Here is a 25,796-nt window from a genome sequence, read left to right on the forward strand (position 1 = left end):
GGCCTGAGGGAGCCGCTGGTTTACGAATGGACAGATGTCGTCGACCAAGGGATCGTCGCCATGAGAGGTGAACCATTTCCCTTCACCTCGCTCGTCGTTGTTTGATTCGCTCTTCGTTCGAATTGTCAGGCTTGGTTGCTTCCAACAATCGTTGCTAGCAATCGTGTGGTCAGGCTTTGGGGAGGTGCTTTTGAAACCGTTGTCTTTGGCTCTTGGTTTGTCTGCGGTTGTGGCCTCGATCATTCCAGCCTGGGCGGCCCCTGGCCATGAGCATTTCAGCGCTAGTGATGTGATGCTGATTTAACGCATTGCTGGGCTTGCGTAAGGCTCAGCGCGCGGTTCCATGGTTCAAGTCTGTTTGCGTCTGATGTCCCAGCTTTTGAAGCGTCAGATTGAGCGTCTGGAGGCTGCCATTGAGCGATCAACCGATTGGCTCGAGATTCATTATCTGAAGGCTGAGCTGGATCAGATCAAAGACTTGTATGACGAGCGCGATGTAGATGCTGCCTGATCACTTGGGTTGTCAGTGATTGAAGCCGATCGGCCTGTGAGTTCTAGTGTTGCACTGCGAAATTCTGTTGTGGTGCTGAGATTTTGCTCAAGGCACGTCAAAGCAGTCTTCGCTAATCACTGGTCAGCCAATTGGCTAATTTTTACTGGTTCGGCGTTCTGCTAAGCACGGCTCATGACGAGGAGCTGGGCTTTTCGCTTTCAAGTCAAGGGTCAGCACCATGGCACAAGGCTGGTTTGGTGGTCGCTGCTGCCACTTAGCTCCCAGTTGCAGGAATAGGTCTGCGGGGCTTGTCCCTGATATCTCCCTGGAATTTTGTGCAACCGAATTCGATGGTGTGCAACTGATATTGCTCTTCTCAGCTTGTGAAACCCCTCAATCAGCAGAAATCGCTAGAGGGACGCGGTGTCATCGCGATGGTTTCAAGAGCATCGCTGCACCCGAGACTGTAACGATGACGGTGAGCCCACCTAAAAGCATCGGATAGACGGGCTGAAGGTTCAGAACACTAAAGTTCCCGGTGTGGATCTTGAGCAGCCAAAAGGCATCAATGTCTTGCTCCAGTAGCAAGCTGTAGAGCGATCCCGTGCCGGCGGTGATCAGCAACGGCAGAGCGGCTATTGGAACCAGCCAACGGTGAACTTTGCGTGCTCGTCTTGAAAGTTTTCGTTGGCTCATTGCTGGCGTAATTGGCGGTGGAGTTCACGCTCATCCGCGCAGGGCATCCACTTCCCGTTGTTCTGATGCACCGACTTGCAACCAATCTCATCGGCACGTTGTTCTGCATCGGTTTTGGATTGATAGATGCCTTTGCTGTGTCCCAGGCTGGCCATGGGATACAGCGCGAATGCAATGACCACGGCGAATGGAATTGAGGCCCAGCTCATCATCGGCCTGGGATTTGGATGGTACACGATTCTAGAAAGCTCAAGCCCGGCTTGGAGCAGGATCCTTGGTTCTTTATTCGCATGTGGACATGCGTAGAAAGCCTTATTGAAGCCTGCTGTCTTCTTTTGAGGATTGTATTGCTATATCTACCAGCTTCTTGAGTTCTTTGCAAATCAGTCTTGGTTGATCGAATTGTAAAAAGTGACCCCCCTGGGCCTGGAGAATCATGCTCTCTGGATTCTGGTTTAGCCATTGTTTTTGCAGAGTATGCCAGTCTCCTTTGATTGGAGCATTCTTGCCCATGTCAGAGGAAGATAGAATTGTGATTGGAAAATTGCTTGTCATTTCCGGTAGCTTGGAAACCTGCTCCTTGGTTGTTTCGAAACCTAGTTGTTGGTAAAACGCATCGGCGGTCATCGTATTGCCTTCACTTGGGCTGTCGAGATTGTCTAATTTGTAGGCTTCTTTGCTTGATTTGCCCTTGAGTTTGGCCTGGGTTATTCTGAATTTTTCCATGACTGTACTTGAGTACTGGTAGTCGGGAGGGACGGGGGCTACCATTAGCATTCCGGCAATTGAGTCGGGGTATTTGCGTGCGAAATATCCTGAATACATGCCGCCATGGGAGTGCGAGACAAGAATGTAGGGGGCTGTTATTTGGTTTGCTTTTAGCAGGCTGATTAGCTTTGAATTGACGAGCTTTGCGGTGATGGGATTCTCAGTTGAGATGCTGAAATCTGGTGGGCTTTTGCCGAGGCCGCTTCTGTCGTACATCAACGCGCTACCATTTCGTTTGACGCAATCAAAGAATTTTTTATTGTTAGTCCATTCTTCGAGGGACGTTCCGGATCCGTTTTGAAATAGGAAAGTTCCTTTGAATTCTGATTTGGGGTTGGGGAAGTGCTTGAAATGTAAGGTTGTTTTGTCAGTTTCTGCGAATGCAGTTTGGGTATTGGCCTGTATTGGTAAGAAAAGTGCGGCTAGTATGAGGATGTTTTTTGGGATAATTTTCGTCATTGTTGCTTTTGCTTTGCTTTATTTTATCTCGAACCCGCTGCGAAGACCTTTCTCTTGGTTCCGCCAGTGCGCGGCCTCTCCTGACTTTGATCTGTAGCATGGGCTTAAGGGTATCGCCGGTTCTGCGATAGCACTCATTGCCCTCTTTTTTTCCTCGTTCTTGTTGATTAGCAGGCTCTTGCCCTTTTGGAGCGACCTGTGCCGATTGGTTCAGATGCGTCGAGCCCTGCTTGGCATCAACGCAACGGTGGTGGGAATCCTGATGGCGGCGTTGTGTCAACCCGTCTGGCAGACAGGCATCCGCGGAGGTGCTGAGTTCAGCCTGGCGTTGGTGGCGTTTGTGTTGTTGGTGAGCTGGCGACCGCCGGCGTGGGTGGTTTGCCCCTGGCCTGACTCAAACCTGCCTCTTCATGGCATCACCCCTGGGAAGAATCGTAGGTTGGGGCATGTTGGATCAGCAGAGCTGTTATTCACAGGCCTGCACAGACTGTTGATTTTCCTGGGCAAATTTCTGCACTTCCTTCTCAAAAAACTTTAGATAAGCAGCAGGCTTGATCGTCTGGCCATAGGCATCCTTTAGAAATTGCTCATAACTACGCCAACCAGTCTCGGTGATAAAGTAATTGATTCCTTGAACACAAATATCCTCGAAGGAAAAGTCATTCCTTCCGGTTTTCAATTCAGGTAAGGGCCTGTCTGGTAGGCCAGAAGAATAAGCCTGCGCAAGGCCGATCAGATCCCCCTCCCGATATTGATACCCAATTAACTCAAAGCCGATCGGCATTACTGGTTTTGCCGATGTCCAACCAGCAATCAAAGCAATTGCCGGTAATCCGGAGTTTGATGAAACCGGCGATTCTGTTGTGGCGGTGCGATACATATCATCGTAATAACTTGGGGGTTGCCAGGAGCTGAGAGGCATCAGCAAAGCATCAATGCCTTTTTCTCGCATTAATCGCTCTAGATAGTTTTTGTTATTCTCAAAAGTGTTCAGCGCTGAATAGTATTGATCGCTGTACTTTGGAGCAATGCTCTCCATATAACCTAAGCAGGCTTTCTCCCCTAGTCGTGTGCGACCAGATAAACATATGTCCTGAAGGCTCCTTCTCGTCGATGCAAAAGAACCTAGGTATTGATCAATATCTTCTGCCTCGCCCGCCATGTTATTTCCTCTGTTCGTGTCGAATAAGGGCAGATGAATTTCAATAAGTGACGCACCCTTCCTCTCAAGCCTGTCTTTGACTTGATTGAACACAGTCATTGAACCCTTTTCGCTAGCGTCAAAGACCTCATTGCCTGCAACACTCCGAATTATGCCAATTCGTCTTCCATCAAGGGATGCATTTTTTAAATTCTTTGCATAAGAATCTGTTCGCGGTACTTGCTTCGTAAACGGATCATTGGGATCAGATTTGTTTGCTATCGCAGCAAGGCCAACAGCCAGATCAGGAATCGACCTGGCCATCACACCAACGACTCCATCCAGGTTTCCTCTCGGGAGAATTCCTGAATGACTGATTAGACCTGTGCTTGGGCGAATGCCATAAACCCCGTTGAAGGCTGCAGGCACTCTGACCGAGCCACTGTTGTCCGTACCGATCCCCAAAACAGCAAAGTTTGCGCTTACTGCAACTGCAGAGCCTCCACTGGAACCACCAGAATTTTGATTGGGATCATAAGCATTGCCAATCCTTCCGCTGCGGCCACTAATCCCTTCTCCGCCGGAAGCAAATTCATCCATGGCGGCTTTACCAATAATGATCCCTCCAGCTCCTCTTAATTGATTAACTAAAAAGGCATTTCTGATTGGCTGAGAGCCAAGCAGAGCCAACGATCCGGAAGTGGAAGGAGTGTCAACTGTATCGATGTTGTCTTTGACAGCAATTGGGATGCAATGAAGAGGGCCAACCAATTGATTGTTTTGTTTGAAACTTCTGTCAAGAACCCTTGCCTGTTTGACTGCATTCGGATTAAGCGCAACAAATGCATTCAGAGGTGCCCCTCTTTCGAGGCTGAAATTATACTTCTTGATTCGATGTAAATAGCTATTAATTAATTTCTCGCAAGTTGTTCTTCCCTCTGTTAGTTCCTCGTGAATGGATTCAATTGTCGCCTCCTCGATCCGGTGATTATCGCTATCAATTTGTTTGGCTATAGTCTTCTCGGTTAAAAGGAGTGCCGCACTAATCGTTAGGGCAAGGCTTGTGGCTTGCTTGAATGTCTTTGGAATCTTTGAGTGGTTCATGGCTAATGCCTAGCTAGCGAATATGGTTTTCATAATTCTATGCAAAGCGATCTTTATGACAACCTTTCGTTAAGGGTGCGGTTGTCTTCATCCCACCTGTTCTTTGATTGATGATCTATCGCTTCGATTTCTATATGGTTACTTGATTGGGGGATTTACATTCAGCGGAGATCAACGGATCCGATGAGCAAGCCAGGGGCTTGAGGCTCCAGCTCAGCCGCGATCGATTGCCGCAACCGGCGTGGCGGTGGTGTTGTCTTGCGCCGGCGTGGGTGGTTTGATTCTGGTCTGATCCGTTCCTCTGCAGAATCACTGCATTGACAGGGAGTGTGGTGGCTGGAGCTGGTGTGAATCCTGCGGATCAGCGCTGGCCCTGGTGGCCGCTGCTGCCTCTTTAGTCCTTGTTGATGCAATGGATTTGATGCGCTTGTCCCTGAGTTGACCCTGGATTTTTGTGCAACTGGGCTGAATGGAGTGCAACTGGGTCGGATGAATGGCAATGACCCTTCTTGGCTCAGCCTGGGTTGAGGGCGTTTGTGGTTGTTAGGTGTGGATGGGGATCGACTTTGGTGTTCCTTTAAAGATTGCCAGTGATCCAGTACTCGACACGTTTGGGTTGGTTGGCCAGATACGTCGTTACCGCATCGTCTGGACTCGTGGTCTGGGCCTGCAATAGCAACTGATCCAGATCCTCACTTGGCAGGTGAAATCTGCTGAGAAAGTCGGTGACATCAGGGACCTGCTGATCCAACCCCAGCCGTGCCAGCGCGTGAATGCGTTCTGTTCCTCCAAACACCCTCTCGGGATCCTCGAGAAAACGAAGCTTGAAGCGGGCGAACATCCAATGGGGCGTCCAGCTGGTGGCAATCAGCCAACGCTCTTGTTCGATCGCTTGTGCCAAGACAGCAGCCATGGCTGCACTGCTGGAGGGCACCAGCTCCATGTTGTTCAGTCTGTAGCGCTTTAAGGCGTCCAGGGATGCTTGGTTCAGTCCTGAACCGGGATCAATCCCCTGCACGCGATTGTCAAACTGAGACGCCAGAGCAGGATCGCTCAGCTGGCGAATGCTGGAGATAACGTCGTCCGGCACGTAATCGGGAACAATCCAGCCCAACGTGCCGGAGTAGATTGGGCCCAGATCCAGCACCTGATCGCGAATGCGGGTCCAGTAGTCGCGATGGGTGGCAGGTAACCAGGCCATCAGCATCAGATCGAGATCACCACGGGCGACTGATTGGTACTGAATTCCGATATCGGCCATCACGCGTTCTACCGGTTGGTTCAGGGCCGATCGGATCAGCTCCGCTGCCATCAGACTGACCACTTCCGCATCACTCCACGCTGACCAGCCCAAGCGCAGCGGCTGGTTGCGGTCGTCCACCGTTTTAGGTGCGGCGTTTTGCGATGGCTCGTTGTTGGTTTGATCCCCGCTGCTTTGGCGCGCAATGGAGACCAATGAACTACCTGCCAGGCCAAGACCAGCCATGAGCAGAGAACGCCGCTGCCAAAGGTGCTGTTTCGTCATCGTCCTCTCCAGAGCAGGCGTAGGCGTTGTCTGAGCGGCACTGCAGGAGGGGAACTCAAGCTCTGGGAGAGACGATCAAGGATCACCGCCAGAATCACTACTGCCAACCCCCCTTCAAAGCCAAGGCCGATGTTGAGTTGCTGAATGCCGCGCAGCACCACATCACCCAGGCCACCCCCACCAATCATCGATGCGATGACCACCATCGATAACGACAGCATGATCGTCTGATTGACACCGGTCATCACTGTGGGCAGGGCGTTGGGCCATTGCACCTTGAACAGCAATTGACGTTCGGAGCAGCCAAAGGAACGCCCTGCTTCGATCAGGTCACTTGGGACCTGTTGAATCCCCAGAACGGTGAGCCGCACCACCGGTGGCATTGAAAACACAACCGTGGCGATGATCGCGGGAACGGCCCCGGTGCTGAAGAGCATCACTGCGGGAATCAGATAGACGAATGCCGGCATGGTCTGCATGAGATCCAGCAGGGGCCTTGTCAACTTCCAGGCCAAGGGTTGGCGTGCAGCCAGCACACCCAATGGCAACCCAATGGCCAGAGCCACGATTGCTGACGCCACCACGAGGGCGAGGGTATCCAGCATTGGATCCCAAAGCTGCATGACCACCACCAGGTTGAGGCCCAGCAAGCTGACTAAGGCGAAAGTGGCACTGACGCGCCAAAGGCCCAGCAGGGCGATGATCAGCGCCAACAGCCAAGGGCTGGGTTGTTCAAGCACCGTTCTGCAGGCATCGGCGAGGCCAAGAATCACGGTATTCAGCCCATCGAAGACTGCTTGACCGTTGTTCAGGAGCCATGCCACCACGGCATCGGCAAGGCTTCCAACCACCCCGGTGCTCGTTGTGCAGATCACAGGAATCGAAGTCATGGTCGCGCGATGGCCTTGAGCAGGCCTTGGGGTGACACCGCACCGATCACTTGGTCCTCATCGTTGATGACGTCAACAGGACCGTTGACGTCTGCGATGTACGGAATGGCGTCGCTTAACAGTGTGGAGGCCTTAAGGCTGGGACGTTGCTGATTGGGGTGCTCTTCGTTCGCAGCGACGATGGATTCCGTTGTTTGGTTCGCGAGTATCGCCTCAAGGTTGAGGACTGAAGCGCGATCCACACCCTCAAAAAACTCACTCACGGCATCGCCCGCTGGATGCAGCAACAACGCCTCGGCGCTGTCGCATTGCAACATTTGGCCTTCCTTCATCAGGGCAATTCGGTCTCCCAGGCGTACGGCTTCATCGAGATCGTGGGAGACAAACACAACCGTGCGTTGTTGTTCCTTTTGAAGATCGAGCAACAGGTCTTGCATGTCGCGACGAATCAATGGATCGAGCGCAGAAAAAGCCTCATCCATCAACAGAATCGGTGGGTCGAGGGCTAACGCTCTGGCTAAACCGACCCGTTGACGCATCCCCCCAGACAACTGCGATGGTTTCCTGTGGAGGTCATTGCCAAGACCGACCCGTTCCAGGGCTTCCTTGGCCCGGCAAACCCGTTTGCCCTTTGGCATTCCCGCAACCTCGAGGCCAAACTCGGCGTTCTCGAGGGCACTGCGGTGGGGAAAAAGAGCGAAGGATTGAAACACCATCGCCATGGTTTGGCGACGCAACAATATCCACTCTTTTCTGCTCAAACTCGCTAGGTCTTGCCCAAGAACTTCTACGCTGCCACTCGTTGGCTCGATCAGGCCATTGAGCATGCGCAAGAGGGTGGACTTCCCAGATCCGGAAAGCCCCATGATGATAAAAATTTCTCCCTCTTTAACCGACAAAGAAACATCTTCAACAGCAATGCGAACGGAATGGTCGTGACGCCTGCGCTCAACATTCAGGCTTGGATTGCCGCCAAATAACTTCCAAAGATTTCGAATGCGAATCGTGTCTTGCATCGCATTTGGCTCGTGCATCCATGCTTACACTAGTAATTTATAGAAAATATGGTGTCGCTTCATCTGAAGACATCGTGAGTTTTGAGAAAGCCAAAGCCTCTTCTTTGGCGTTTGTTGACGTCAACCTTTGGTTTGACTAGCGTTGGGTGGAGTCGACATGCCTGAGAAGCCCCTTGAGCCTTGCCTCACAAGTTGTGAGGCGTATCATTCTCGTGGCAGGTGATTGTGGGTTTAGCAGGCATTTCTAGATTCCCTGCCTTCGTCAATTCTTTTTTGTATGACAACGATTCAGCGTCAGTCTGCACGATCGAGCGATTGGCAAAGTTTTGGTGATGTTCCTGAGTCTGTTCGTGAAACAGACCACTATCAGCAAGAATATATTGAAGATTTTGCTGATCGTTGGGATCGCCTCATTGATTGGAATGCTCGTGCTCAAGCAGAAGGTGACTTTTTTATCCGTTTATTAAAACAGCATGGAGCTCGCTCCATCCTTGATGTGGCTACGGGCACCGGGTTCCACTCCGTACGCTTGCTTGAAGAAGGGTTTGATGTCGTCAGCGCTGATGGCAGCCCCAACATGTTGGCTAGGGCCTTCCGCAATGCCCGCGATCGTGATCAACTCTTAAGGACGGCTCAAGCCGATTGGCGGTTCCTCAATCGTGACATTCACGGAAGTTTTGATGCTGTGATTTGCTTGGGTAATTCATTCACCCATCTTTTTAAAGAGCGCGATCGTCGTAAGTCGCTCGCTGAGTATTACGCCGTTTTGAAGCACAATGGCATTCTCATTCTTGATCATCGGAATTATGACCGTTTGCTCGAGGGCGGTGATGCAGTGCGTCAAGGCAAAGGCAATGTCTATTGCGGTGAGGATGTAAGAGTGGCTCCCGCCCATGTGGACGATGGCCTGGCACGGTTCCAGTATGACTTCAGTGATGGCAGTACCTATCACCTGAACATGTTCCCCTTGCGTTACGGCTACGTTCGTCGTTTGATGTCAGAGGTTGGTTTTCAAAAAATCTCAAGTTTTGGTGATTACAAAAAAGATATTGAGAATCCTGACTTCTTTGTGCATGTAGCAGAAAAGGAATATTGCTTTGATGCCGATTCCGCTGCACGCTGATCCATGCTTGATGAAACAATTAACGCGGCAGGTGCTGTCGCTGCCAACTACTACGATAGTTCAGATGCGGATCGGTTTTATGAACTGATATGGGGGGGAGAAGATATCCATATCGGTTTGTACGAAACGTCCGATGAACACATTTCCGTCGCCAGTGATCGTACAGTTCATGCCCTAATGGATTTGGCGACACCGCTTCCGAGTGGGGGTTGCATTGTTGATCTGGGGGCTGGCTACGGTGGTGCTTCCAGGAGGCTGGCGCGCTGGAGTGAACGGTCTGTTGAAGCGATCAATATTTCAACAGTCGAAAATGATCGACACCGAAGGCTGAATGCTGAGGCTGGTCTTGAAAGTCAGATCACGGTGCATGATGCATCGTTCGAGAATGTTCCACTGAACGATGGTTGCGCTGATCTGATCTGGAGCCAAGACGCGATTCTCCATGCGGGAGACCGCCCCCGTGTGTTGCAAGAAGTGGCGCGTCTGTTGAAGCCTGGGGGTTGTTTTGTCTTTACCGACCCCATGGCTGCCGATGGCGTTGAGATGACGCAACTTCAGCCGATCCTGGATCGTATTCACCTACCGGATCTTGCATCGCCGGAGCGGTATCGCCGTTGGGGGGAGTCCGTTGGTTTGGTTCGAGAGATTTGGGATGACCGCACGGCGATGTTGAGGTGCCATTACGCGAGGGTGCGCGAGGAAACGCGTTCACGGCGTGCGGAACTCGAACAATCCATTAGTGCTGCCTACCTCGATCGCATGGATGTTGGCTTGGGTCATTGGGTCGACGGAGGCGACCAGGGTCGCCTCAGCTGGGGATTGATGCGTCTGCGTAAGCCTGCTTCTTGAATCTTGTTGCTGCAGAATCACTGCATTGATGGTGAGTGTGGTGGCTGGAGCTGGTTTGAATCCTGCGGATCAGCGCTGGGGTTTCTGGCCGCTGCTGCCACCTATTTGTCTTTGATTGCAGTGGGTTTGAGGGGGTGGTCCCTAAGTTGTCCCTGGATTTTTGTGCAAGTGGAGCGGATGGTGTGCAACTGGAGCCGATGATTGTTCGCTCCCAAGAGCAAGAGCAAGGTTTTTGCAGCTCAGTGGTGTGATCTGCTCTGCCGCGACGTTTGGGTGCCTTGTTGAGGTCTGATCAGGCAGAGCACCCGTGGCTGTTGCCCTGCTTGTGCTGTGAGCGTGGTTTAGATGACTTGAAAGAGGATGGAGACGTCGTTGTAATCGAAGTCTGAGCTGTTGTTTTGGTGGGTGTCCTCAAAGCTAAAGAAGTTGCAGCCGAGGATTTTGACGTAGCTAGAGCCGTAGGTGTAGAGCTCACCGTTGGGGTTGATCAGAACGGGCGAGTAGAAGCCGGCATCTGCTGAGGAGAGGGTCCAGTCAATGGTTTGGGTTTGTACCCCAGTGGCCGTGATGGAGGTGCCATTGGGGTTGATGAGGTGGTCTTTGACGGCTTGATCAAAGGCTTTGGCATCGGCATTGGTCTTTCCGTTGACGGAGAAGCTGCCGTCTGTTTCCTCTGTGAGTTTGACCATGGCGATGCTGTTTTTAAAGGAGCAATCGCTGTTGATGGTGAGTTGGAGTGTTTCGCCAGCTGCGGGGATGGAGGAGAGATCCAGGATGGAGTCATGGATGCCGGTTTGCTCTTTTGCGATGGAGGTTGCGCTTGCGTTGGGAGAGCTTGTGAATGAGGTGATGTCGATGGTGAGATCGTCGTGATCGCTGTCATCGACTCCATCGTTGAGTTTTAGCTGGAAGCTGCCGTCAGCTTGCTCGATGATGTTGAGCTGCGGCGAGCTGTTGATGGCTTGGTTGTTGCTGAATTGATGGAAGGCAATGGTTGAGCCTTCTGGGATAAAGATGGCGTGGCTACCGAGGTTTTTGGAGTCTTGCGTGGCGCCAATGGCGCCGAGGACGGAACCATGTTGATCGATGATTTTGAGGCAGTTTTGGCGTTTGGTGCTGGCTGCCTTGACGTTGAATTTGAGCCAGAGGCCTTTGGTGTCACCAGCGGTGACGTTGAAGGAGTTGTCGCTGTTGAGAACGAGGGTGTTGGTGTCTGATGGATTTGAGCCACTGTCTGAAGAGCCACTGTCTGAAGAGCCACTGTCTGAGGAGTCAGAGGCAACGGTGGAGTTGTTGGTGACAGAGGTGCTGCTCAGGGATGCGGCGTCATTGCCAGTGGAATCTTGGATGGCATTGGCATCGTCGGAGCTGGATGGGTCTGTGTAAGCGACGGTGACGGCTTGACCGCTTTTGATGGTGTTCGTGAGTGTGAGCTCAGCGGTGGAGCCAGCGATGGCAACGTCGGTGATGGGGTTGTCTTTGGACGCAGTGTTGACCGAGAAGGTGCCGATAGCAGCGGTTGTGGAAGAGAGTGTTTCGCTGTAGGTGAGGATGATTTTGGTGCCGACAGTGTTGGAGGCAGCGGATTGGAAAGTGGGCCTGACGGTGTCGACGGAGAGGCTGACGGAATTATTGGCATCAGAGCCATCGGCGTTGGTGTTGCCAGCTGCATCCGAGAACTTGGAACTGGCAACGGAGATTGAGCCGTCTGTTGTGCTGTCGGCTGTTGGTGTGAAGGTGGCGGAATAGGAGGTTCCAGACCCAGAGAAATTGGAGAGGGTGCCTCCGGAGACGGTGAGGTCGTTGGCCTCAAAGTTGGTTGATGATTCCGAAAGCGTGAAGCTCAGGGTTGCGGTTTCGCCAGCTTTTAAAGAGGAGACATCAGAGCTAACCGCGATGGTGGGAGCAGCACCATCGATAACGAGTGCGCTGTTGCCGGCGAGGGAATCGCTGCCATCAACGGCGGGGAGTGTGAGGGTGGCGCTATTGCCGGCGGCATCTTTGATGGTGCCGCCATTGAGTGCGAGAGAGGAGGTGGCCTTGTAGTTGAGATCGGAAGCGGTGTCGCCTGCTTGAACGGTGTAGGAGAAGGCGAGTGTGGTGGTGCCAGATCCAGAGGAGTAGGAAGCGTTCTGGTCTGAGGAACCGGTTTCGAGGGTGAGTTGCGGGGTGCCACCAGTTGTGGTGACGGTGACGGCTTCTGAGAAGACGACGTTGATGGTGATGACGTCACCAGCTTTGTAGGTGCCATCAGCGGTGGAACTACTGACGGATTGCACCGTTGGCGCAGTGGTGTCGAGACTGAAGACTCTTACGTGCCCAGCGTTTTCTGCACTCCCATCGTTTAATGTGGCACCAATGGCGACGGTGCTGCCATCGCTGGAGAGAGAAACGCTGCGGCCGCTTCTATCACCAGCGGCTTCTCCATCGATATCGCTACCGACTTGATTCCAGGAAGAGGAGGCTGAATCCCATTGGTAGATGCGCGTATGGCCCGATTCTGAGCCATTGCCATCGTTTAGGTAGGCACCAATGGCAACGGTGCTGCCATCGCTGGAGAGAGAAACGCTGCGGCCGCTGTAATCAAGAGCGGCTTCTCCATCGATATCGCTACCGCGTTGATTCCAGCTGGAGCCGTCCCATTTGTAGATGCGCGTATGGCCCGAATTTGAGCCATTGCCATCGTTTAGGTAGGCACCAATGGCGATGATGCTGCCATCGCTGGAAAGAGAAACGTTGCCGCTGTAATCACCAGCGGCTTCTCCATCGATATCGCTACCGAGTTGATTCCAGCTGGAGCCGTCCCATTGGTAGATGCGCGTATGGCCAGCATCAGATCCATTGCCATCGTTGAAGACGGCACCGATGGCAAGGACGCTGCCATCGCTGGAGAGAGAAACGCTGTAGCCGCTGTAATCAAAAGCGGCTTCTCCATCGATATCGCTACCGCGTTGATTCCAGCTGGAGCCGTCCCATTTGTAGATGCGCGTATGGCCCGAATCTGAGCCATTGCCATGGTTGTTGAGGGCACCAATGGCAACGGTGCTGCCATCGCTGGAGAGAGAAACGCTGTAGCCGCTGTAATCCCAAAAGGCTTCTCCATCGATATCGCTACCGAGTTGATTCCAGCTGGAGCCGTCCCATTTGTAGATGCGCGTATGGCCCGAATCTGAGCGATTGCCATCGTTTCTGTGCGCACCAATGGCAACGACGCTGCCATCGCTGGAGAGAGAAACGCTGTAGCCGCTGTTATCACCAGCGGCTTCTGCATCGATATCGCTACCGAGTTGATTCCAGGAAGAGGAGGCTGAATCCCACTGGTAGATGCGCGTATGGCCCGAAGCTGTGCCATTGCCATCGTTGTAGCGGGCACCGATAGCAACGATGCTGCCATCGCTGGAGAGAGAAACGCTGAAGCCGCTTTGATCGTCGCCAGCCTCTCCATCGATGTCGCTGCCCCGCTGAACAATTTGAACGGTGGAGTTGTTGGTGACCGAGGTGCTGCTCAGATCTGCAGCGTCATTGCCTTGGCTGTCTTGAACGGCATTGGTGTCGTTGGAGCCGGATGGATCGGCGTAGGCAACGGTGAGTGCGTGCCAGCTGGGAATGGTCCTGGTGACTGTCAGCTCAACGGTGGAGCCAGAGACAGCAACAGCGGTGACGGCATTGGCAACCCCGCCTGAGGTGACTGTGAAGGCGTTAGCCGCTGCAGTGGTTGCCGAGAGCGCCTCGTTGTAAGTGAGGATGACCTTGGTGCCGTCGGTGTTGGTGGCGGCGGATTGGAAGGCAGGCGGTGTGCCATCGAGCTGGGTGAATGACATCGCTACGCCTCCTCAGGGCGTGCGTCCTGATCTCCCAAATCGAGCCAGCTACTAGGCTTCACCGGAAATGCCCAGACGCCAGCGTTGAGCTCCCTGTTCCAAGGGAGTCGCCTTGTCAATGAGTGAAAGGGTATAGCCAAGTGGTGGCTTGATCTATTGATGATTATCGAAGCTTCAACGCAATGCTGCGACTGGCATGTGGTCCGATTCGTGCACGATTTGATGAGGCCACCGCTCGCTTGGGCTGAGAAGCGTTCAATTGCGTTTGCGGCTTGTTTTGGCCTTAGAGGTCTGGTCGATGCCACTGGCTGCTGGGCGGTTTCAACTCGACCCCTGCACAGACCGCCTCTAGGCAGAATCGTGGGCAGGGAACCTCAGCTGAGTGGCGTTAAACAGCATCCAACCTGAGGATCAGAGCTGGCCCTGGTGGCCGCTGCTGCCACTCGGGTTTCAGTTGCGGGAACGGGTCTGAGGGGCTTGTCCCTGAGTTGTCCCCGGAAATTTGTGCAACTGAGTTTGTTGGTGTGCAACTGGGATGGAACAGATGGGCGCTGATGGAAGAGCTCGTGAGCATCCCTGCTAAGCCGTTCGCCTTGCTTGGTTTCAACGACGAGTGATCGGAAATCTGGGTTCAGGCCTCTGTGAGTGGATTGAAACTGAAACCGATGATGAGATCGTCGTAATCGAGGTCACCACCCAAGAGTGTGTCTTCCAGTCCAAAGAGGTTGTCGCCTAAGGCTTGGAAGTGGGGGAGTTGATCGGGATTGGCTGCGGCATAGGCAAAGAAGGTATTGGTCTGATTGGTTTCTGTGTTTGTGACTTTCGCGTAGGGAGCGAGAAAACAGAATTCGGTGAGTGAGAAGGAGGTCTCTTTGGTTTGGTTGTCGGGAAGGGAGAGATTGTCGAGTGCTGTGACGCGATTGGAGTCGAGTAAGGCAGCTTTGGTGTAGCCGTCTTCCCCAGGAGCGATGAGGGAGCCATCAGCAGCGACCACGTTGCCTTGACTGTCGACAGCGCGGTAGAAGCCGGTAACTGAATCAAAGCTTGCTTCTCTGGCGGTGTAGAGGGTGCCTGAGACGGTTTGCCCTTCTGTGAAGGCGGTGAAATCGAGGCTGGCAGCGATGTGCTGATGCTGAGCGATGAGAGCAGCTAACCCTGGATCGGTGACTTGCTGGGAGAGGGAGAAGGCGATGTTGTTGTTGCCTGAGATGGCGAGGCTGCCATCGGTGTTGATGGTGTGATCGAGCCAGGAGAAGCGTTGATCACTGAGGCTGGTTAGATCGCTGAGGCGTGAATCTGCTGTTGAGAAGAAGCGAATGGATTGGCCGTTGAGCAGTTGGAGTAAACGGCTAAAGCGAAAGGCATCGTGGAGGGTGACATCGGAGGCCTCGAGGCTGGAGAAGAGAGTGACGGCACGTTGCTTGAGCTGATCAAGGTCCTTGAGGATGGTGTCTGCCTCAGCGGCTTCCTCGGCGGAGAGGATGATGTAGCCGATGGAGTGAGAGTTTTTGCCGTTGGATGTGAGTGTGGCCTTGAAATTCACTGCCGCTGCAGTGGTGCTGTCCGTTGGATCAGCGAGAGTGAGTAAACCGTTGTCTTGGCCTGAGAAGACAGGATTGAGGTCAATGGTTGCAGCGGTGGTTTTCAGGCTGAGGGAACCATTGGTCTGAGCGTCGTTATCACCAGTGTTGCCATCGCGGTAGGCGATCGAGATGAGATCACCGAGGCCATCACCATCGGTGTCGAAAAGGCGAGCCCCAGTTCTGGTGATGGGGTTGTAGAGAAAGTAGGAAAGAGCGCCTTGATCGTCGATGTTGTAGTAGAGGAATTTCTTGGCTGCGCTGCGTTTGCCATTGCTGCCGGCAAGGTTGAGGTTGGGCGCGACGGTGGCGAGGTTGAGGTTGAGGTTGGTTTCTGTTTGTTTCTCGGGAAGGCTGTGGGTTAGTTCAAGAACTTTGCTGGCAGGACTGATGCCTTTGCTGTTGAGGTTTGAGCGTATGGATTGGGAGAGGGTGTCAGCAGCGAGGGTGAGAGAGGCCGTCACCTGCGTTTTTTTGAGCTTGGATTGGATGTAGAGAAGGAGGTCTTCTGTGGCCACTACGTTGGAGACGGTGATGGCGTTACCGGTGAGATCGGCAATGTCGGTGCTGCTGTCTGCACCGGGTGCCCAGTCATCTGCAGCGGCGATGTTGTATGTGGTGCCTTGGCTGGAGGCAGTGCCGTTTTTATTGAGCAGGGAGTCGAGATTGCTCTGGTCGGTGCTGTTGAGGGTGATGCTCGCAGCCGTCGCCGATGTCAGTTCAACGTCACCAGTGGTGAGGGTGTAGGTGCTGCCGGAGCCACCGGTGATGGTGAGCTTGGAGACGTCGATGTCGTTGCTGGAGCCGGGATAGGCGGGCAGGTTGCTGCCGGTGAGAGCGAGAACCCCTGTTGAGTTGTTGTACGTGGCGGAGCTGAGGGTTGGAGTGGCGACATTGGAGACGGTGATCGCATTGCCGGTGAGGTCGGCTGGAGAAAGGAAATGGATGGCTCGATTCCAGTTCAGAGCAGCAGCGATGTTGTAAGTAGTGCCATCGCTGGAGGAGGTGCCATTGTTATTCAGTAGGCTGGCAAGTTGTAGTTCATCGGAGGCGTTAAGGGTGATGGAGAAGGTGCTGGCTGAGGTGAGTTCAACGTCACCGCTGGTGAGGGTGTAGGTGTTGCTGCCTTCTCCGGTGATGGTGAGTTTTGAAACGTCGATATCGTTGTCAGTGCCTGAATTGGCGATGAGATCGGCGCCGGTGACTGCGAGGGTTCCGGAGGAGGCGTTGTAGGTGGCCGATGTCAGTATCGTTGTTGCCCCTGCCCCCCCGAAGTTGAAAGGGTTGCCCGAAGCATCGGTCCGCGATATGTATTGATCCTCATCCCAGTCTCCAGAGTTGAAATTTTTCAGCCGGATTGATCCCACTGACGCGACTGTGATCAGCGCATCATCCCCGACCTGGGAGATCACGTAGTTCTGCCAAACTTCGATGCCGACGGTATCGCCTGATGGTATGGAGAAGTCGGTGACCTGGTCATCGCCGCCACCGAGCTGAAATTGATCGGCGCCGGTACCACCGGTGAGGGTGTCGTTTCCATCGCCGCCGATCAGGAGGTTGCTACCGCTGTTGCCGATGAGCGTGTTATCGAGGGCATTGCCAGTGGCATCGATGTGGTCAGAACCCGTCAGGGTGATTTTGACAACGCCGTCGCTGGCGATGTAACTAACGGAGCTTGTGATTGATGAGGCTTCTATTTTTATTCTCTGCCCTGAAATATAAAGTTCTGAATGATCATTTTGGTTGAGTTCTTGTAGGTCGACTGCTCGGTTTTGAACCAATGCCGAGAAGATGGCGCCTTCGTCACCGGTTGTGTCATTGTCCTGATTCAGTCTGTGATCAATGGCATGGCCTAATTCCTCGAGCAGAACGGCTTGGATTGCATCGGCGTTTGCCGTTGCTAACCAGTCTTGATTGATATAGATGCGCTCATTGCCATCTGGTGCAACCGGGGCATAGGCGCCAGATAGGCCAGCCATGGCCTGCCCGTTGAGGATCTCAATCGTGATGCCGCTGAGATCAAGTGGTGCTGAGCGGCCAAAGACTTTCTGCAGCAGTTGGTTCCATTCGGCCGGATTGTTCTGCCATCTCAACAGCAGCTTGTCGGTGGCGTGTCGTGCAGCTATGAACTCTTCTGATAATGCCGCAGCAAAAGAAGTGGTCTCATCAAGGCAGAACAGTGCCATCGTGGATGAAAGTTGGATCGACTCAACAACAGAAGGCGTCGGCTTAAGTCAGCATGGCTTGATATTTTGTATGCAGTCACGCACTCGATGCGTAGCGATTGATACGTTTTGGTATTAATGTGTTGTTTGGATGGATTGGTAATTGTATAGCGTTGGGGTGCTTTGCTTGTTGATAGTTTTTCCATCATTTCAGTTGGCTTTAAGTGATTTTCTGGATAACACATTGAGGGCACTTTCTTGTTTGAGGGTTTTGCGTTGGCTGATCAATGTTTCTGTTCTGTCCTTCGCCTATTTCATTGTTAATTAACTGAAGGCCTCATGGCTTTCCTTGAAAGGTCTTGGCCGGTTACACATGCAGAGATGTGCCGGGCTGGGTATTGGTGTCTCTGATGTAGGGATGCCGTTTGCTGCGTTGTTGTTATCCCTTCTGGCAAGCGGGTGGTCAGGTTGTCGCTGAGTGCAGCCTGGCTGTGGTGGCGTGTGATGCTTTTTTTGCCCGCGGTGCCTGGATCGACCCTGGCGTGAACCATTCCGCTACAGAATCACTGCATTGATGGGGAGCGTGGTGGCTGGAGCTGGTGTGAATCCTGAGGATCAGCGCTGGCCTTGGTGGCTGCTGCTGCCACTTGGCTATCAGTTGCAGGAAGAGTTCTGAGGGGCTTGTCCCTGAGTTGTCCCTGGAATTTTGTGCAAATGGGATTGATTGTGTGCAACTGGTCGTGATTGTGTGCAACCGCTGGATTCAGCAACTGAATCCAGTTTTCGAATGGCGTGATGGTGCTGCTCGATCAGTCGTTATTGAAGAAGCTGGTATCCCAACATCGCTTTTCGCTATTGCCGCTTGACCTTCACTTTCATGATTGCGCCGGGTGCTGGCACATACGCACGAAGGATTCCATAGAAGTCTTTGCCAGTGGGAATTCCGTTTTTTCCACTCCCATTCGGACTGAGTGTGATGGTTGTTGTTCCGTCTTGGTTCGGCTCTGAAGAGAACGTGGTTCGGTCGTAGATCTTCAGATCGTTTGGGATCAGCAGTTTGTTATCGGTTCCGTAGAGGGTCACCGAGAAGTAGCCGCCCGGTTTGTAGAGCCCTGCAGGCACAGTCACGACATACGTCGCATCACCGCGCAAGGGTGCACCGGTGTCGTCGACCATGATGGTGGCGTAACGGACTGTGTCTGAAGGCGTTCCTAGCTGGCCCAACTTCACCCCGGCTGCGAGGTCGAGGAAGCTGACGTCACCGCTGACTCGACCGAAGGCGTCATCGGGGTTGACATAGGTGATCACAGTGTCGATCACGGCCTGGGCGTTCTTTTCCGTCTCTGGGCTGAATTGCTTGACCTCACGCTGCATATCTCCCTTCCCGCCCTGCATCTGGAATTGGCTACGGGAGGCGACGACTGCGTCCAGGTTTTCGACAACGACCATCCTGGTCAGCACCAGACCTTGATCTGTTTCAAGCTCAACCACCTCAAAGTCGCCCTCGGGCATTGCTTGGCTAGGTCGTTTGAGCAGGATCGGCTTTGTTGGGTTGGTGATCACAGCCGGCACATTGTGCTTCATATCGAAGACCGACACCGACAGGAATTTGTCGTAAGTCGGCGTGGTCAGGATCGCGGGGCCGTCTGAGATCGAGAACCAGTTGTAGCCGTAGTCGACAGTGGCTTGTGGCGTGACCACTGTGGTGTCGCTGGGATCCACCAAACCGGTGAACTGGAAGCTCCCCTTTTCGTTCTTCTCCAGCCAAGTGTTCATCATCTTGACCTGTTCCTGATTCGGAAATTCCCTCAAGTAGGACTCGACAGTTTCCTGAGCTGCTGCCATTGGACTCAGAGCCAGCAGAGGCAGGAGACAGAGGAAACGACGAAGGCGGTGAGACATCTCAGAAATTCTGAAGGGAGTACGTGGTCTTGATCCCTGCAAGGGAGGTTTTTGCGGCAATCCGACTAATGCAGACTTGCTCAACCCATTTACCGATGACTCGCAGCAGATTGCATTTCGGGAACTTTCCAACTTCCATCAAAATAAGGCTTTTGCGGAGAGTAGATGCGTAGCGTTGCGTTGGAGCCTGGGTAAATTTCTAAGAAATTTTCTTTGGCTGAATCCTTTCCAAAATTAAGCACATAGTTGCCATCTTTATCCTGCTTCGCAAAGGAGCTATTAACATTGTAATTCTCTCCTTGGGCGAATCCATCTTTGTCGTAGACAGTTACCGACCAAAAAGCATTGCTTGCCATAGGGACATCCTTCAGTACGAGTATAAATTCTTCGTCAGAAGCAGGAATACTAATGGAAGGATAGACAGCTCCTTCCTTCGTCAGAGCACCCCATCCGAAGGCGACCCCAATATTTCTCATCTCCGAACTGATTTCTCCCTTATCGCCAAAGATTTCTTCGCTACTAATGCCCTTTGCCTCTTTTTCTTTTTGATACTCAGATCGCATTGAAAGCATTTGACTTCTATCCCAATCTTTGGTTTGCACGAATTTGCCGCGATTCTTTTGGCGAATTGTTATTTCATCTTGAATCTCGCTAACCCGCTCAATGTCAGCGGGATCCTGCATGTTTACTTGGGTGCGAATAATGACAAATGCGAAGCGACTGCCTACCATTTCTTCCGTTATCTCGTAGGCGCCGGGCTTGCTCGTTACCAATGGAATCCAGTGATAAGCGCTAACGACTTCCAGGATTTGCAGCCGATCGGAGGCTGGCAGGGTAATTGTTGCTGGACTTTTCAAGTCGACAACAGCTGCTGAGTACAGTGTATCGAAGTTTGGCCTCAATATAGTTCTATCTTTTGGATCCATTGCCTTTCGAAAATGCATGAACACACCCATCCCGTCTGAACAGGTTGCCTTGGCAATTTTTTGAACATAATCACCGAGAATTATTTCAGTTTCAGCAAACGCGTAGTTGTCTGCATTGACGATGGCTTTCGTCGTTGAACTTTCTTTTTTGAGAGCAGGCTTGATGTCGTCGCACTCTGATGGCTTGCTGCTGGCAAAACCAGAAGTATTGGCACTCATCGCCAAGGTTGCTGCGATGACAGCCGCAAGACAAAAAGCAGGCTTGATCCGATTCACTATTTAAGCTTCAAAGGCTGTTGTAACTTTAGTCAAGATTTCGGGCTTAGCATTAATCTTAGGGAAATCAGAGCGCTCCCAACACCAGCTAGAGCAGTCATGAAGGGCGATCTGAGTGCAACTGAGGGCGTCTCGGCAGAAGGCCAGCGCTGGCCCTGGTGGCCGCTGCTGCCTTTGTATCCCTATGGCCGTCGTGCCACCCATGTTGAAGAGCTGATCCCTGGGCAGGTGTGGAGCTTTGAGCAGCTCCAGGGCGTCTATTACGTGGCGGTGCCGATTCGGCTCACGGTGGTGAAGGTGCCGGGCGGCTTGATGCTGGTGAACCCGCTGCCGCCCACCGCTGAACTCAAGGCGCAACTAAAAGTGCTGGAGGCCGCCCATGGCCCGGTACGCACGATTGTCTTGCCCACCGCTTCAGGGCTGGAGCACAAGCTGCCGCTTGGTCCCCTCGCCCGTGCCTATCCCCAGGCGGAGGTTTGGGTGTGCCCGGGTCAATGGAGTTTCCCCGTGCAGTTGCCGCTTGCATGGCTTGGAGTCCCAGCGGCGCGCACCAAGGTGCTGCTCGACGATGGCGTTCCCCATCCCGATGTGTGCGATTGGATCTCGCTTGGGCCCTTGGATCTGGGTGTGGGGTGCTTTCAGGAGATCAGTTGTGTGCACCGTCCTTCCGGTTCCTTATTGGTGACCGATGCTCTGGTGGGAATTTCGTCAACACCACCCGCGGTGTTTGATCACGATCCCGCACCGCTTCTGTTCCACTCCCGTGAACGGGGTGATCAGCCGTTTAACGACACGCCGGCGAATCGTCGCCGCGGTTGGGCGCGCCTTGTGCTGTTTGCGTCCTATCTACGACCCGAACCACTGGAGGTGCCGGGCATCGCTGATGTGATTCGCCAGGCATTCAAACCAGGCTTGCGTTCACTGCGCACCCACTTCGGGATCTATCCCTTTGCGTGGAAGCCGGGATGGCAATCCGCCGCCGAAGCCCTGATGGGTGATGACACCCCCCGACTGCAGGTGGCTCCTGTGCTTGAGCGCCTTGTGCTGCCGCGAGCCAAAGGTGCGCTGCTGGCTTGGTTGGATCGTGTGGCGGAGCACACCGAATTGCGCTGGCTCGTGCCTGCGCATTACTCAGCCCCAGTGCCGTTCACATCAGAGATGGCACGTGCACTCAAAGCGTCTCTGCTCAACCGCGATTGGGCCCCCAGCACAGGCAACTGGGAATTTCTCGGCAGCATTGATCAGCGTTTGCTAGATCTTGGCGTTGTGCCAGAAACGCCCTGAACGTTCAGAGTTCGTCGGGTGTCACCGACATTTCATCGTCGGCAAACAGGGTCTCTTCCAATTCCTTGCGCTGTTCCATCTGGCGCAGGAAGTAGCCCGTCATCATTGCTGAGGCCAGCAGGTTGGCCAGGTTGTCGCGGTTGGCGGTGACTTTGACTTCGAAGTGCTCGCCAGGAAGCATGCCGAGCAGGCCCTGCACGTTGTGGCGAATGATGTCTTGGATGTCGTTGCTGGCCGATTTGGCCACGCGCTGCATCACTTCGGGAGACTGGTCTTGGAGGTACTGAATCAGCCCATTCACCGGCTGGCCGTCCTGGCTATCAGTTGTCAGGAACTCCGGGTTAAACATCCCGCCCGCTCTCCGTCAAGAACCCGACCCTAACGCAGCTGCCTGATCTGGCTCTGCAGCCACTTGGAGGGGGAACCGTATCGGACCGAACCGGTTGAGGGGCCAGTAGCGCCACACGGCCGTGCCGATCACGCGCTCTTGATCCAGCGGCCCCCACAGGTGGGAATCCAGGCTGGCATTGCGGTTATCGCCTAAAACCCACAACGTTTCGCTAGGCACTTCGATGGGGGGCATCGTGTAGTCGATGGGCTCGTTGCGCCAGGTCTCCTCCACCCGCTTGCCATTACGCCAGAGGGAACCGTCCTTGACTTCCACCACATCTCCAGGCCCCCCCACCACACGCTTGATCAGCGCGGTGTTGGGGTCATAGCCAGCGTCGATCAGGGGCTGGGGCACGGAAAAGACCACCACCCGGCCAAGCGCCACGGGTTGATGCCGTTGCTGCGCCAGCTTGGGGCGGATCTTTTCCACCAGAATCCGGTCCTGCAGTTCCAGGGTGGGCAGCATCGAACCTGAGGGAATCCAGCGCGGCTCCAGCACCAACCAGCGCAGCATCAGTGCCAGGAGCACCCACACCAGCACATCGCGCCAACCCTTCCACTGCCCCTGTGGCTTGTCTTGGGTGCCGTCGTTCGCCATTGCTGCCTTGCCGTTCCACGAGAATCGCATCAGGCCTTGGCGTTGTCTGGCCCAACCGTTTCTGATCCAGCTGTGACCCGAGCGATTGCCAACCTGCAGGCGGCCGTTGGCTTGCTGGATGCTCTGCGTCGGCATGGCCTTGCGCAAGTGGTGCTTTGTCCGGGGAGTCGATCCGGCCCCCTAGCACTAGCGGCGGGAGGTTTGGCGCGCGCGGGTCTGCTCAACCTGACCACGGCTATGGATGAGCGCTCAGCAGCGTTTCTTGCTCTGGGCAGTGCCACGGCGACGGGTCACGCCACCGCAGTGATCACCACATCTGGCACTGCAGTGGCCAATTTGTTGCCGGCTGCTGTGGAGGCGGATCGTTCCTGTCAGCCGCTGCTGCTGATCACGGCCGATCGCCCCCGCCGGTTGAAGGAGTGCGGTGCCAATCAAACGGTGAATCAAGAGGCCTTCCTGGAGCCGGTGTGTCGCTGGTTGGGCTCCGGGCCTGATTGCGGTTTGGATGCTGCCTCTGAAGCCGAGCTTCAACAGCTTGCGGATCAGGCCTGGCATCGGGCCCATGCCTGGCCCGGCCCGGTGCATCTCAACCTCGCGTTTGAAGAGCCTTTGCACGCTTCCGCGTCTGAGCAGGAGGCGGTGTGGGCCTCATTCATGTCGGGCGCCCTCGAGGGATTCGAGCTGCAGCAGTCGCCTGTTGCGCAGTCTTCATCGCAGTCAGCCGCATCAGCAGAACCTGCTCCTCCCCTACCTCTTGATCCTGATCGGCCTGGTGTGGTGGTGGTGGGTCCATGGCGCGGCCTGGCTGATGACCGTTTGGCCTTTGGTGATGCCCTGCGGTGTTGGCAACAACGCTCGGGATGGCCGGTGTTGGTGGATCCCCTCGCTGCGGTGCCTGCCGATTTGCCCGGCCAAGTGCGGGGCTGGGATCTGTTGCTGCCCCACCAGCTGCCATTGCCAGATGGCTTGACCCTCGACCAACTGCAGGTGTTGCGGCTCGGACCATTGCCGGCCAGTCGGCGATTGGAAGCCTGGTTGAAGGTTTGCACTGGCCCCCAGCTACTGATCAGTGAGGGGGAACCGCGAAACCTTGATCCCCTGCGGCAGGCCCAGCAATGGTCTGGTGGCTTGGCCGCTTGGGCCCAGCTCCAGGACTGGGGCGATCGGGATCAACCTCTGTCTCCTGGCAACAGGCGGTTGTGTGCCAGCTGGCAGCAGCGCGATCAGGAGGTATCGGCTTGGCTGGGGCAACGGCTGCCTGCCTCCGGAGCGGTCACCGAGCCGGCGTTGATGCAAGCGCTCGCCCGCAACCTGCCTCCTGAGTTGCCCGTGATGCTGGCCGCCAGCAGCCCGGTGCGTGACTGGCAGGCCTTCGCTCTGGCAGATCCAGGCCGGCGCCGCTGCATCAGTTTTCGTGGCGCATCCGGGATTGATGGCACCCTTTCGCTCGGCTTTGGCCTGGCAGCGGCCCAGGGCCGCACGTTGTTGATCACCGGTGATTTGGCTCTGCTGCACGACAGCAACGGCTGGTTGCATCGCGGAGTGAATGGAGCGCCGCTCCCTTTGGTGGTGGTGCTGATCGACAACGGAGGTGGCGGCATCTTTCAGCAGCTGCCGGTGCCTGCGGCCCCTGCCGAAGCGTTTGACCAGCTGTTTGCCATGCCCCAGCAGGTGGATCCCCTGACGCTGGCTGCCGCCCATGGAGTCCCGGGCCGGCAGATCGCTTGTCTGGACGACTTGCCTCTGGCCTTGGAGTGGGCGCTCGCGCAGCCAGGACCTGTGTTGCTGCGGGTGTGCACCGATCGCACAGAGGATGCGGCGTTGCGGCTGGCTCTTCGCCGGGAGGTGCAGCAGCTCACAATGGCTCCATCGTCGGTTCAGCCTTGATGAGCGCTCCTCAGCCCCGCCAGGTTCTTCCCGGTGATTCAGGCACGGCCTGGCAACCCTGGGGTGAGTATCAAGACATCCTGGTGGACCGTTCCGGGGACGGGATGGCCCGGGTGGCGATCAACCGACCGTTTCGGCGCAATGCCTTCCGTCCCCGCACGGTGGTGGAGCTTTGCGATGCCTTCACGCGCATCCGCGATGACAGCAGCATTGGCGTGGTGCTGTTCACCGGTGTTGGCCCCGCCGCAGACGGCGGCTATGCCTTCTGTGCCGGTGGTGATCAGAGCGTGCGCGGCGATGGGGGCTATGTGGATGAGGAGGGGATGCCCCGCCTCAACGTGCTTGATCTCCAGCGCCTGATCCGCAGTTTGCCCAAGGTGGTGATCGCCTTGGTGGCTGGGTATGCCATTGGTGGCGGGCAGGTGTTGCACCTGCTCTGCGACCTCAGCCTGGCGGCCGAGAATGCTCGCTTCGGGCAGACCGGTCCGCGGGTGGGCAGCTTCGATGGCGGGTTTGGTGCCGGTTACCTCGCTCGCCTGGTGGGCCAGCGCAAAGCCCGGGAAATCTGGTTTCTCTGCCGTCAGTACGGCGCCGATGAAGCGCTGCGCATGGGGCTCGTGAATGCGGTGGTGCCCCTCGAGCAGCTTGAAGCGGAGGGCGTGCGTTGGGCACGGGAGGTGTTGCAGCACAGCCCCACGGCGATTCGTTGCCTGAAAGCAGCCTTCAATGCCGAAACCGACGGCATGGCGGGTCTGCAGGAGCTTGCTGGTCAGGCCACCCACCTCTTCTACCGAACCGAGGAGGGTCAGGAGGGGCGTAATGCCTTCCTCGAGAAACGCAATCCCGACTTTTCCGGTTCGCCCTGGCTTCCGTAGCTAGCACTGGGGCCGGACTCACCCGTCG

Annotated in this window: 21 protein-coding genes; 8 read left to right on the forward strand and 13 right to left on the reverse strand. The window is 54.8% G+C overall.

Going from position 1 to position 25,796, the window contains the following annotated elements; all coding sequences use genetic code 11:
- Positions 1-367 precede the first annotated feature (367 nt).
- On the forward strand, positions 368-511 hold the full coding sequence (locus tag RS9916_RS14760; protein WP_198003388.1) for a hypothetical protein: 144 nt from the start codon (positions 368-370) through the stop codon (positions 509-511).
- A gap of 408 nt (positions 512-919) precedes the next feature.
- Here the strand turns inward: RS9916_RS14760 and RS9916_RS02470 are convergent, their stop codons facing one another.
- The 3 genes from RS9916_RS02470 to RS9916_RS02480 form a co-directional block, all read right to left on the reverse strand.
- On the reverse strand, positions 920-1,189 hold the full coding sequence (locus tag RS9916_RS02470) for a hypothetical protein (RefSeq protein WP_038023113.1): 270 nt from the start codon (positions 1,187-1,189) through the stop codon (positions 920-922).
- The gene (locus tag RS9916_RS02475; protein ID WP_007097624.1) at positions 1,186-1,398 is read right to left on the reverse strand and encodes a DUF3721 domain-containing protein; all 213 of its coding nucleotides are present in this window, start codon (positions 1,396-1,398) and stop codon (positions 1,186-1,188) included. Before RS9916_RS02475 ends, RS9916_RS02470 begins: the two co-directional genes overlap by 4 nt.
- A gap of 103 nt (positions 1,399-1,501) precedes the next feature.
- A complete protein-coding gene (locus RS9916_RS02480; protein ID WP_007097625.1) occupies positions 1,502-2,416 on the reverse strand; it encodes an alpha/beta fold hydrolase in 915 nt (304 codons plus the stop codon).
- A gap of 112 nt (positions 2,417-2,528) precedes the next feature.
- Between RS9916_RS02480 and RS9916_RS15375 the strand changes: the two genes are divergently transcribed.
- On the forward strand, positions 2,529-2,954 hold the full coding sequence (locus RS9916_RS15375) for a chromate transporter (RefSeq protein ID WP_369791599.1): 426 nt from the start codon (positions 2,529-2,531) through the stop codon (positions 2,952-2,954).
- Here the strand turns inward: RS9916_RS15375 and RS9916_RS13700 are convergent.
- From RS9916_RS13700 to RS9916_RS02500, 4 genes are all read right to left on the reverse strand, one after another.
- On the reverse strand, positions 2,883-4,661 hold the full coding sequence (locus tag RS9916_RS13700; protein WP_007097627.1) for an amidase: 1,779 nt from the start codon (positions 4,659-4,661) through the stop codon (positions 2,883-2,885). The genes RS9916_RS15375 and RS9916_RS13700 overlap by 72 nt on opposite strands.
- A 577-nt stretch (positions 4,662-5,238) precedes the next feature.
- The gene (locus tag RS9916_RS02490) at positions 5,239-6,186 is read right to left on the reverse strand and encodes a glycine betaine ABC transporter substrate-binding protein (RefSeq protein WP_007097628.1); all 948 of its coding nucleotides are present in this window, start codon (positions 6,184-6,186) and stop codon (positions 5,239-5,241) included.
- Positions 6,183-7,076, reverse strand: coding sequence for a proline/glycine betaine ABC transporter permease (locus RS9916_RS02495; RefSeq protein WP_007097629.1), 894 nt, complete (start codon positions 7,074-7,076; stop codon positions 6,183-6,185). Before RS9916_RS02495 ends, RS9916_RS02490 begins: the two co-directional genes overlap by 4 nt.
- A complete protein-coding gene (locus tag RS9916_RS02500; protein WP_369791588.1) occupies positions 7,073-8,110 on the reverse strand; it encodes a glycine betaine/L-proline ABC transporter ATP-binding protein in 1,038 nt (345 codons plus the stop codon). The genes RS9916_RS02495 and RS9916_RS02500 overlap by 4 nt, the downstream gene beginning before the upstream one ends.
- Before the next feature lie 259 nt (positions 8,111-8,369).
- Here RS9916_RS02500 and RS9916_RS02505 point away from each other — a divergent pair, with 259 nt between their 5' ends.
- Both RS9916_RS02505 and bsmB read left to right on the forward strand, forming a co-directional pair.
- Complete coding sequence (locus tag RS9916_RS02505; RefSeq protein WP_007097632.1) at positions 8,370-9,215, forward strand: class I SAM-dependent methyltransferase; 846 nt, start codon at positions 8,370-8,372, stop codon at positions 9,213-9,215.
- A 3-nt stretch (positions 9,216-9,218) separates the two neighbouring features.
- Entirely contained in the window at positions 9,219-10,064 is an 846-nt protein-coding gene (gene bsmB, locus RS9916_RS02510) for a dimethylglycine N-methyltransferase (RefSeq protein ID WP_007097633.1), read from the forward strand.
- A 341-nt stretch (positions 10,065-10,405) separates the two neighbouring features.
- Here bsmB and RS9916_RS13475 read toward each other — a convergent pair whose 3' ends face one another.
- Complete coding sequence (locus RS9916_RS13475; protein ID WP_007097634.1) at positions 10,406-13,885, reverse strand: Ig-like domain-containing protein; 3,480 nt, start codon at positions 13,883-13,885, stop codon at positions 10,406-10,408.
- A 631-nt stretch (positions 13,886-14,516) separates the two neighbouring features.
- Entirely contained in the window at positions 14,517-17,558 is a 3,042-nt protein-coding gene (locus RS9916_RS02525) for a DUF4114 domain-containing protein (protein ID WP_198003389.1), read from the reverse strand.
- A gap of 764 nt (positions 17,559-18,322) precedes the next feature.
- On the opposite strand from RS9916_RS02525, the gene RS9916_RS15075 reads away from it, so the two are divergent.
- Positions 18,323-18,496 (forward strand): hypothetical protein, encoded by a 174-nt coding sequence (locus tag RS9916_RS15075; protein WP_232199506.1) that lies wholly within the window; start codon positions 18,323-18,325, stop codon positions 18,494-18,496.
- Here RS9916_RS15075 and RS9916_RS02530 read toward each other — a convergent pair.
- Positions 18,483-19,532, reverse strand: a complete 1,050-nt coding sequence (locus RS9916_RS02530) for a DUF1214 domain-containing protein (protein WP_232199507.1) — start codon at positions 19,530-19,532, stop codon at positions 18,483-18,485. The two genes, RS9916_RS15075 and RS9916_RS02530, sit on opposite strands and share 14 nt — an antisense overlap.
- Positions 19,533-19,621: 89 nt before the next feature.
- A complete protein-coding gene (locus RS9916_RS02535) occupies positions 19,622-20,734 on the reverse strand; it encodes a DUF1254 domain-containing protein (protein ID WP_007097641.1) in 1,113 nt (370 codons plus the stop codon).
- A gap of 99 nt (positions 20,735-20,833) precedes the next feature.
- On the opposite strand from RS9916_RS02535, the gene RS9916_RS02540 reads away from it, so the two are divergent.
- Positions 20,834-22,018: a DUF4336 domain-containing protein gene (locus RS9916_RS02540; protein WP_007097642.1), complete on the forward strand. Its 1,185-nt coding sequence runs from the start codon at positions 20,834-20,836 to the stop codon at positions 22,016-22,018.
- A gap of 4 nt (positions 22,019-22,022) precedes the next feature.
- Here the strand turns inward: RS9916_RS02540 and RS9916_RS02545 are convergent, their stop codons facing one another.
- Positions 22,023-22,367, reverse strand: a complete 345-nt coding sequence (locus RS9916_RS02545) for a DUF760 domain-containing protein (RefSeq protein WP_007097643.1) — start codon at positions 22,365-22,367, stop codon at positions 22,023-22,025.
- Positions 22,368-22,382: 15 nt separating this feature from the next.
- Entirely contained in the window at positions 22,383-23,036 is a 654-nt protein-coding gene (gene lepB, locus RS9916_RS02550) for a signal peptidase I (protein ID WP_369791589.1), read from the reverse strand.
- A 42-nt stretch (positions 23,037-23,078) separates the two neighbouring features.
- Here lepB and menD point away from each other — a divergent pair, with 42 nt between their 5' ends.
- Positions 23,079-24,893, forward strand: a complete 1,815-nt coding sequence (menD, locus tag RS9916_RS02555) for a 2-succinyl-5-enolpyruvyl-6-hydroxy-3-cyclohexene-1-carboxylic-acid synthase (RefSeq protein ID WP_369791590.1) — start codon at positions 23,079-23,081, stop codon at positions 24,891-24,893.
- Positions 24,893-25,768, forward strand: a complete 876-nt coding sequence (menB, locus tag RS9916_RS02560) for a 1,4-dihydroxy-2-naphthoyl-CoA synthase (RefSeq protein ID WP_007097646.1) — start codon at positions 24,893-24,895, stop codon at positions 25,766-25,768. Before menD ends, menB begins: the two co-directional genes overlap by 1 nt.
- Positions 25,769-25,796: the final 28 nt, after the last annotated feature.

The sequence above is a fragment of the Synechococcus sp. RS9916 genome (genome assembly GCF_000153825.1).
In the GTDB taxonomy this organism is placed as follows: Bacteria; Cyanobacteriota; Cyanobacteriia; order PCC-6307; family Cyanobiaceae; genus Synechococcus_C.

Bases quoted from the DNA above. Each gene is read 5' to 3' on its own strand.
- RS9916_RS14760 (WP_198003388.1), top strand. From the start codon at position 368: ATGTCCCAGCTTTTGAAGCGTCAGATTGAGCGTCTGGAGGCTGCCATT.
- RS9916_RS13700 (WP_007097627.1), bottom strand. From the start codon at position 4,661: ATGAACCACTCAAAGATTCCAAAGACATTCAAGCAAGCCACAAGCCTT.
- menB (WP_007097646.1), top strand. From the start codon at position 24,893: ATGAGCGCTCCTCAGCCCCGCCAGGTTCTTCCCGGTGATTCAGGCACG.
- RS9916_RS02495 (WP_007097629.1), bottom strand. From the start codon at position 7,076: ATGACTTCGATTCCTGTGATCTGCACAACGAGCACCGGGGTGGTTGGA.
- RS9916_RS02500 (WP_369791588.1), bottom strand. From the start codon at position 8,110: ATGCACGAGCCAAATGCGATGCAAGACACGATTCGCATTCGAAATCTT.
- RS9916_RS02540 (WP_007097642.1), top strand. From the start codon at position 20,834: ATGAAGGGCGATCTGAGTGCAACTGAGGGCGTCTCGGCAGAAGGCCAG.
- RS9916_RS02480 (WP_007097625.1), bottom strand. From the start codon at position 2,416: ATGACGAAAATTATCCCAAAAAACATCCTCATACTAGCCGCACTTTTC.
- lepB (WP_369791589.1), bottom strand. From the start codon at position 23,036: ATGCGATTCTCGTGGAACGGCAAGGCAGCAATGGCGAACGACGGCACC.
- RS9916_RS02530 (WP_232199507.1), bottom strand. From the start codon at position 19,532: ATGTCTCACCGCCTTCGTCGTTTCCTCTGTCTCCTGCCTCTGCTGGCT.
- RS9916_RS02545 (WP_007097643.1), bottom strand. From the start codon at position 22,367: ATGTTTAACCCGGAGTTCCTGACAACTGATAGCCAGGACGGCCAGCCG.
- RS9916_RS02470 (WP_038023113.1), bottom strand. From the start codon at position 1,189: ATGAGCCAACGAAAACTTTCAAGACGAGCACGCAAAGTTCACCGTTGG.
- RS9916_RS02505 (WP_007097632.1), top strand. From the start codon at position 8,370: ATGACAACGATTCAGCGTCAGTCTGCACGATCGAGCGATTGGCAAAGT.
- RS9916_RS13475 (WP_007097634.1), bottom strand. From the start codon at position 13,885: ATGTCATTCACCCAGCTCGATGGCACACCGCCTGCCTTCCAATCCGCC.
- RS9916_RS02475 (WP_007097624.1), bottom strand. From the start codon at position 1,398: ATGAGCTGGGCCTCAATTCCATTCGCCGTGGTCATTGCATTCGCGCTG.
- bsmB (WP_007097633.1), top strand. From the start codon at position 9,219: ATGCTTGATGAAACAATTAACGCGGCAGGTGCTGTCGCTGCCAACTAC.
- RS9916_RS02490 (WP_007097628.1), bottom strand. From the start codon at position 6,186: ATGACGAAACAGCACCTTTGGCAGCGGCGTTCTCTGCTCATGGCTGGT.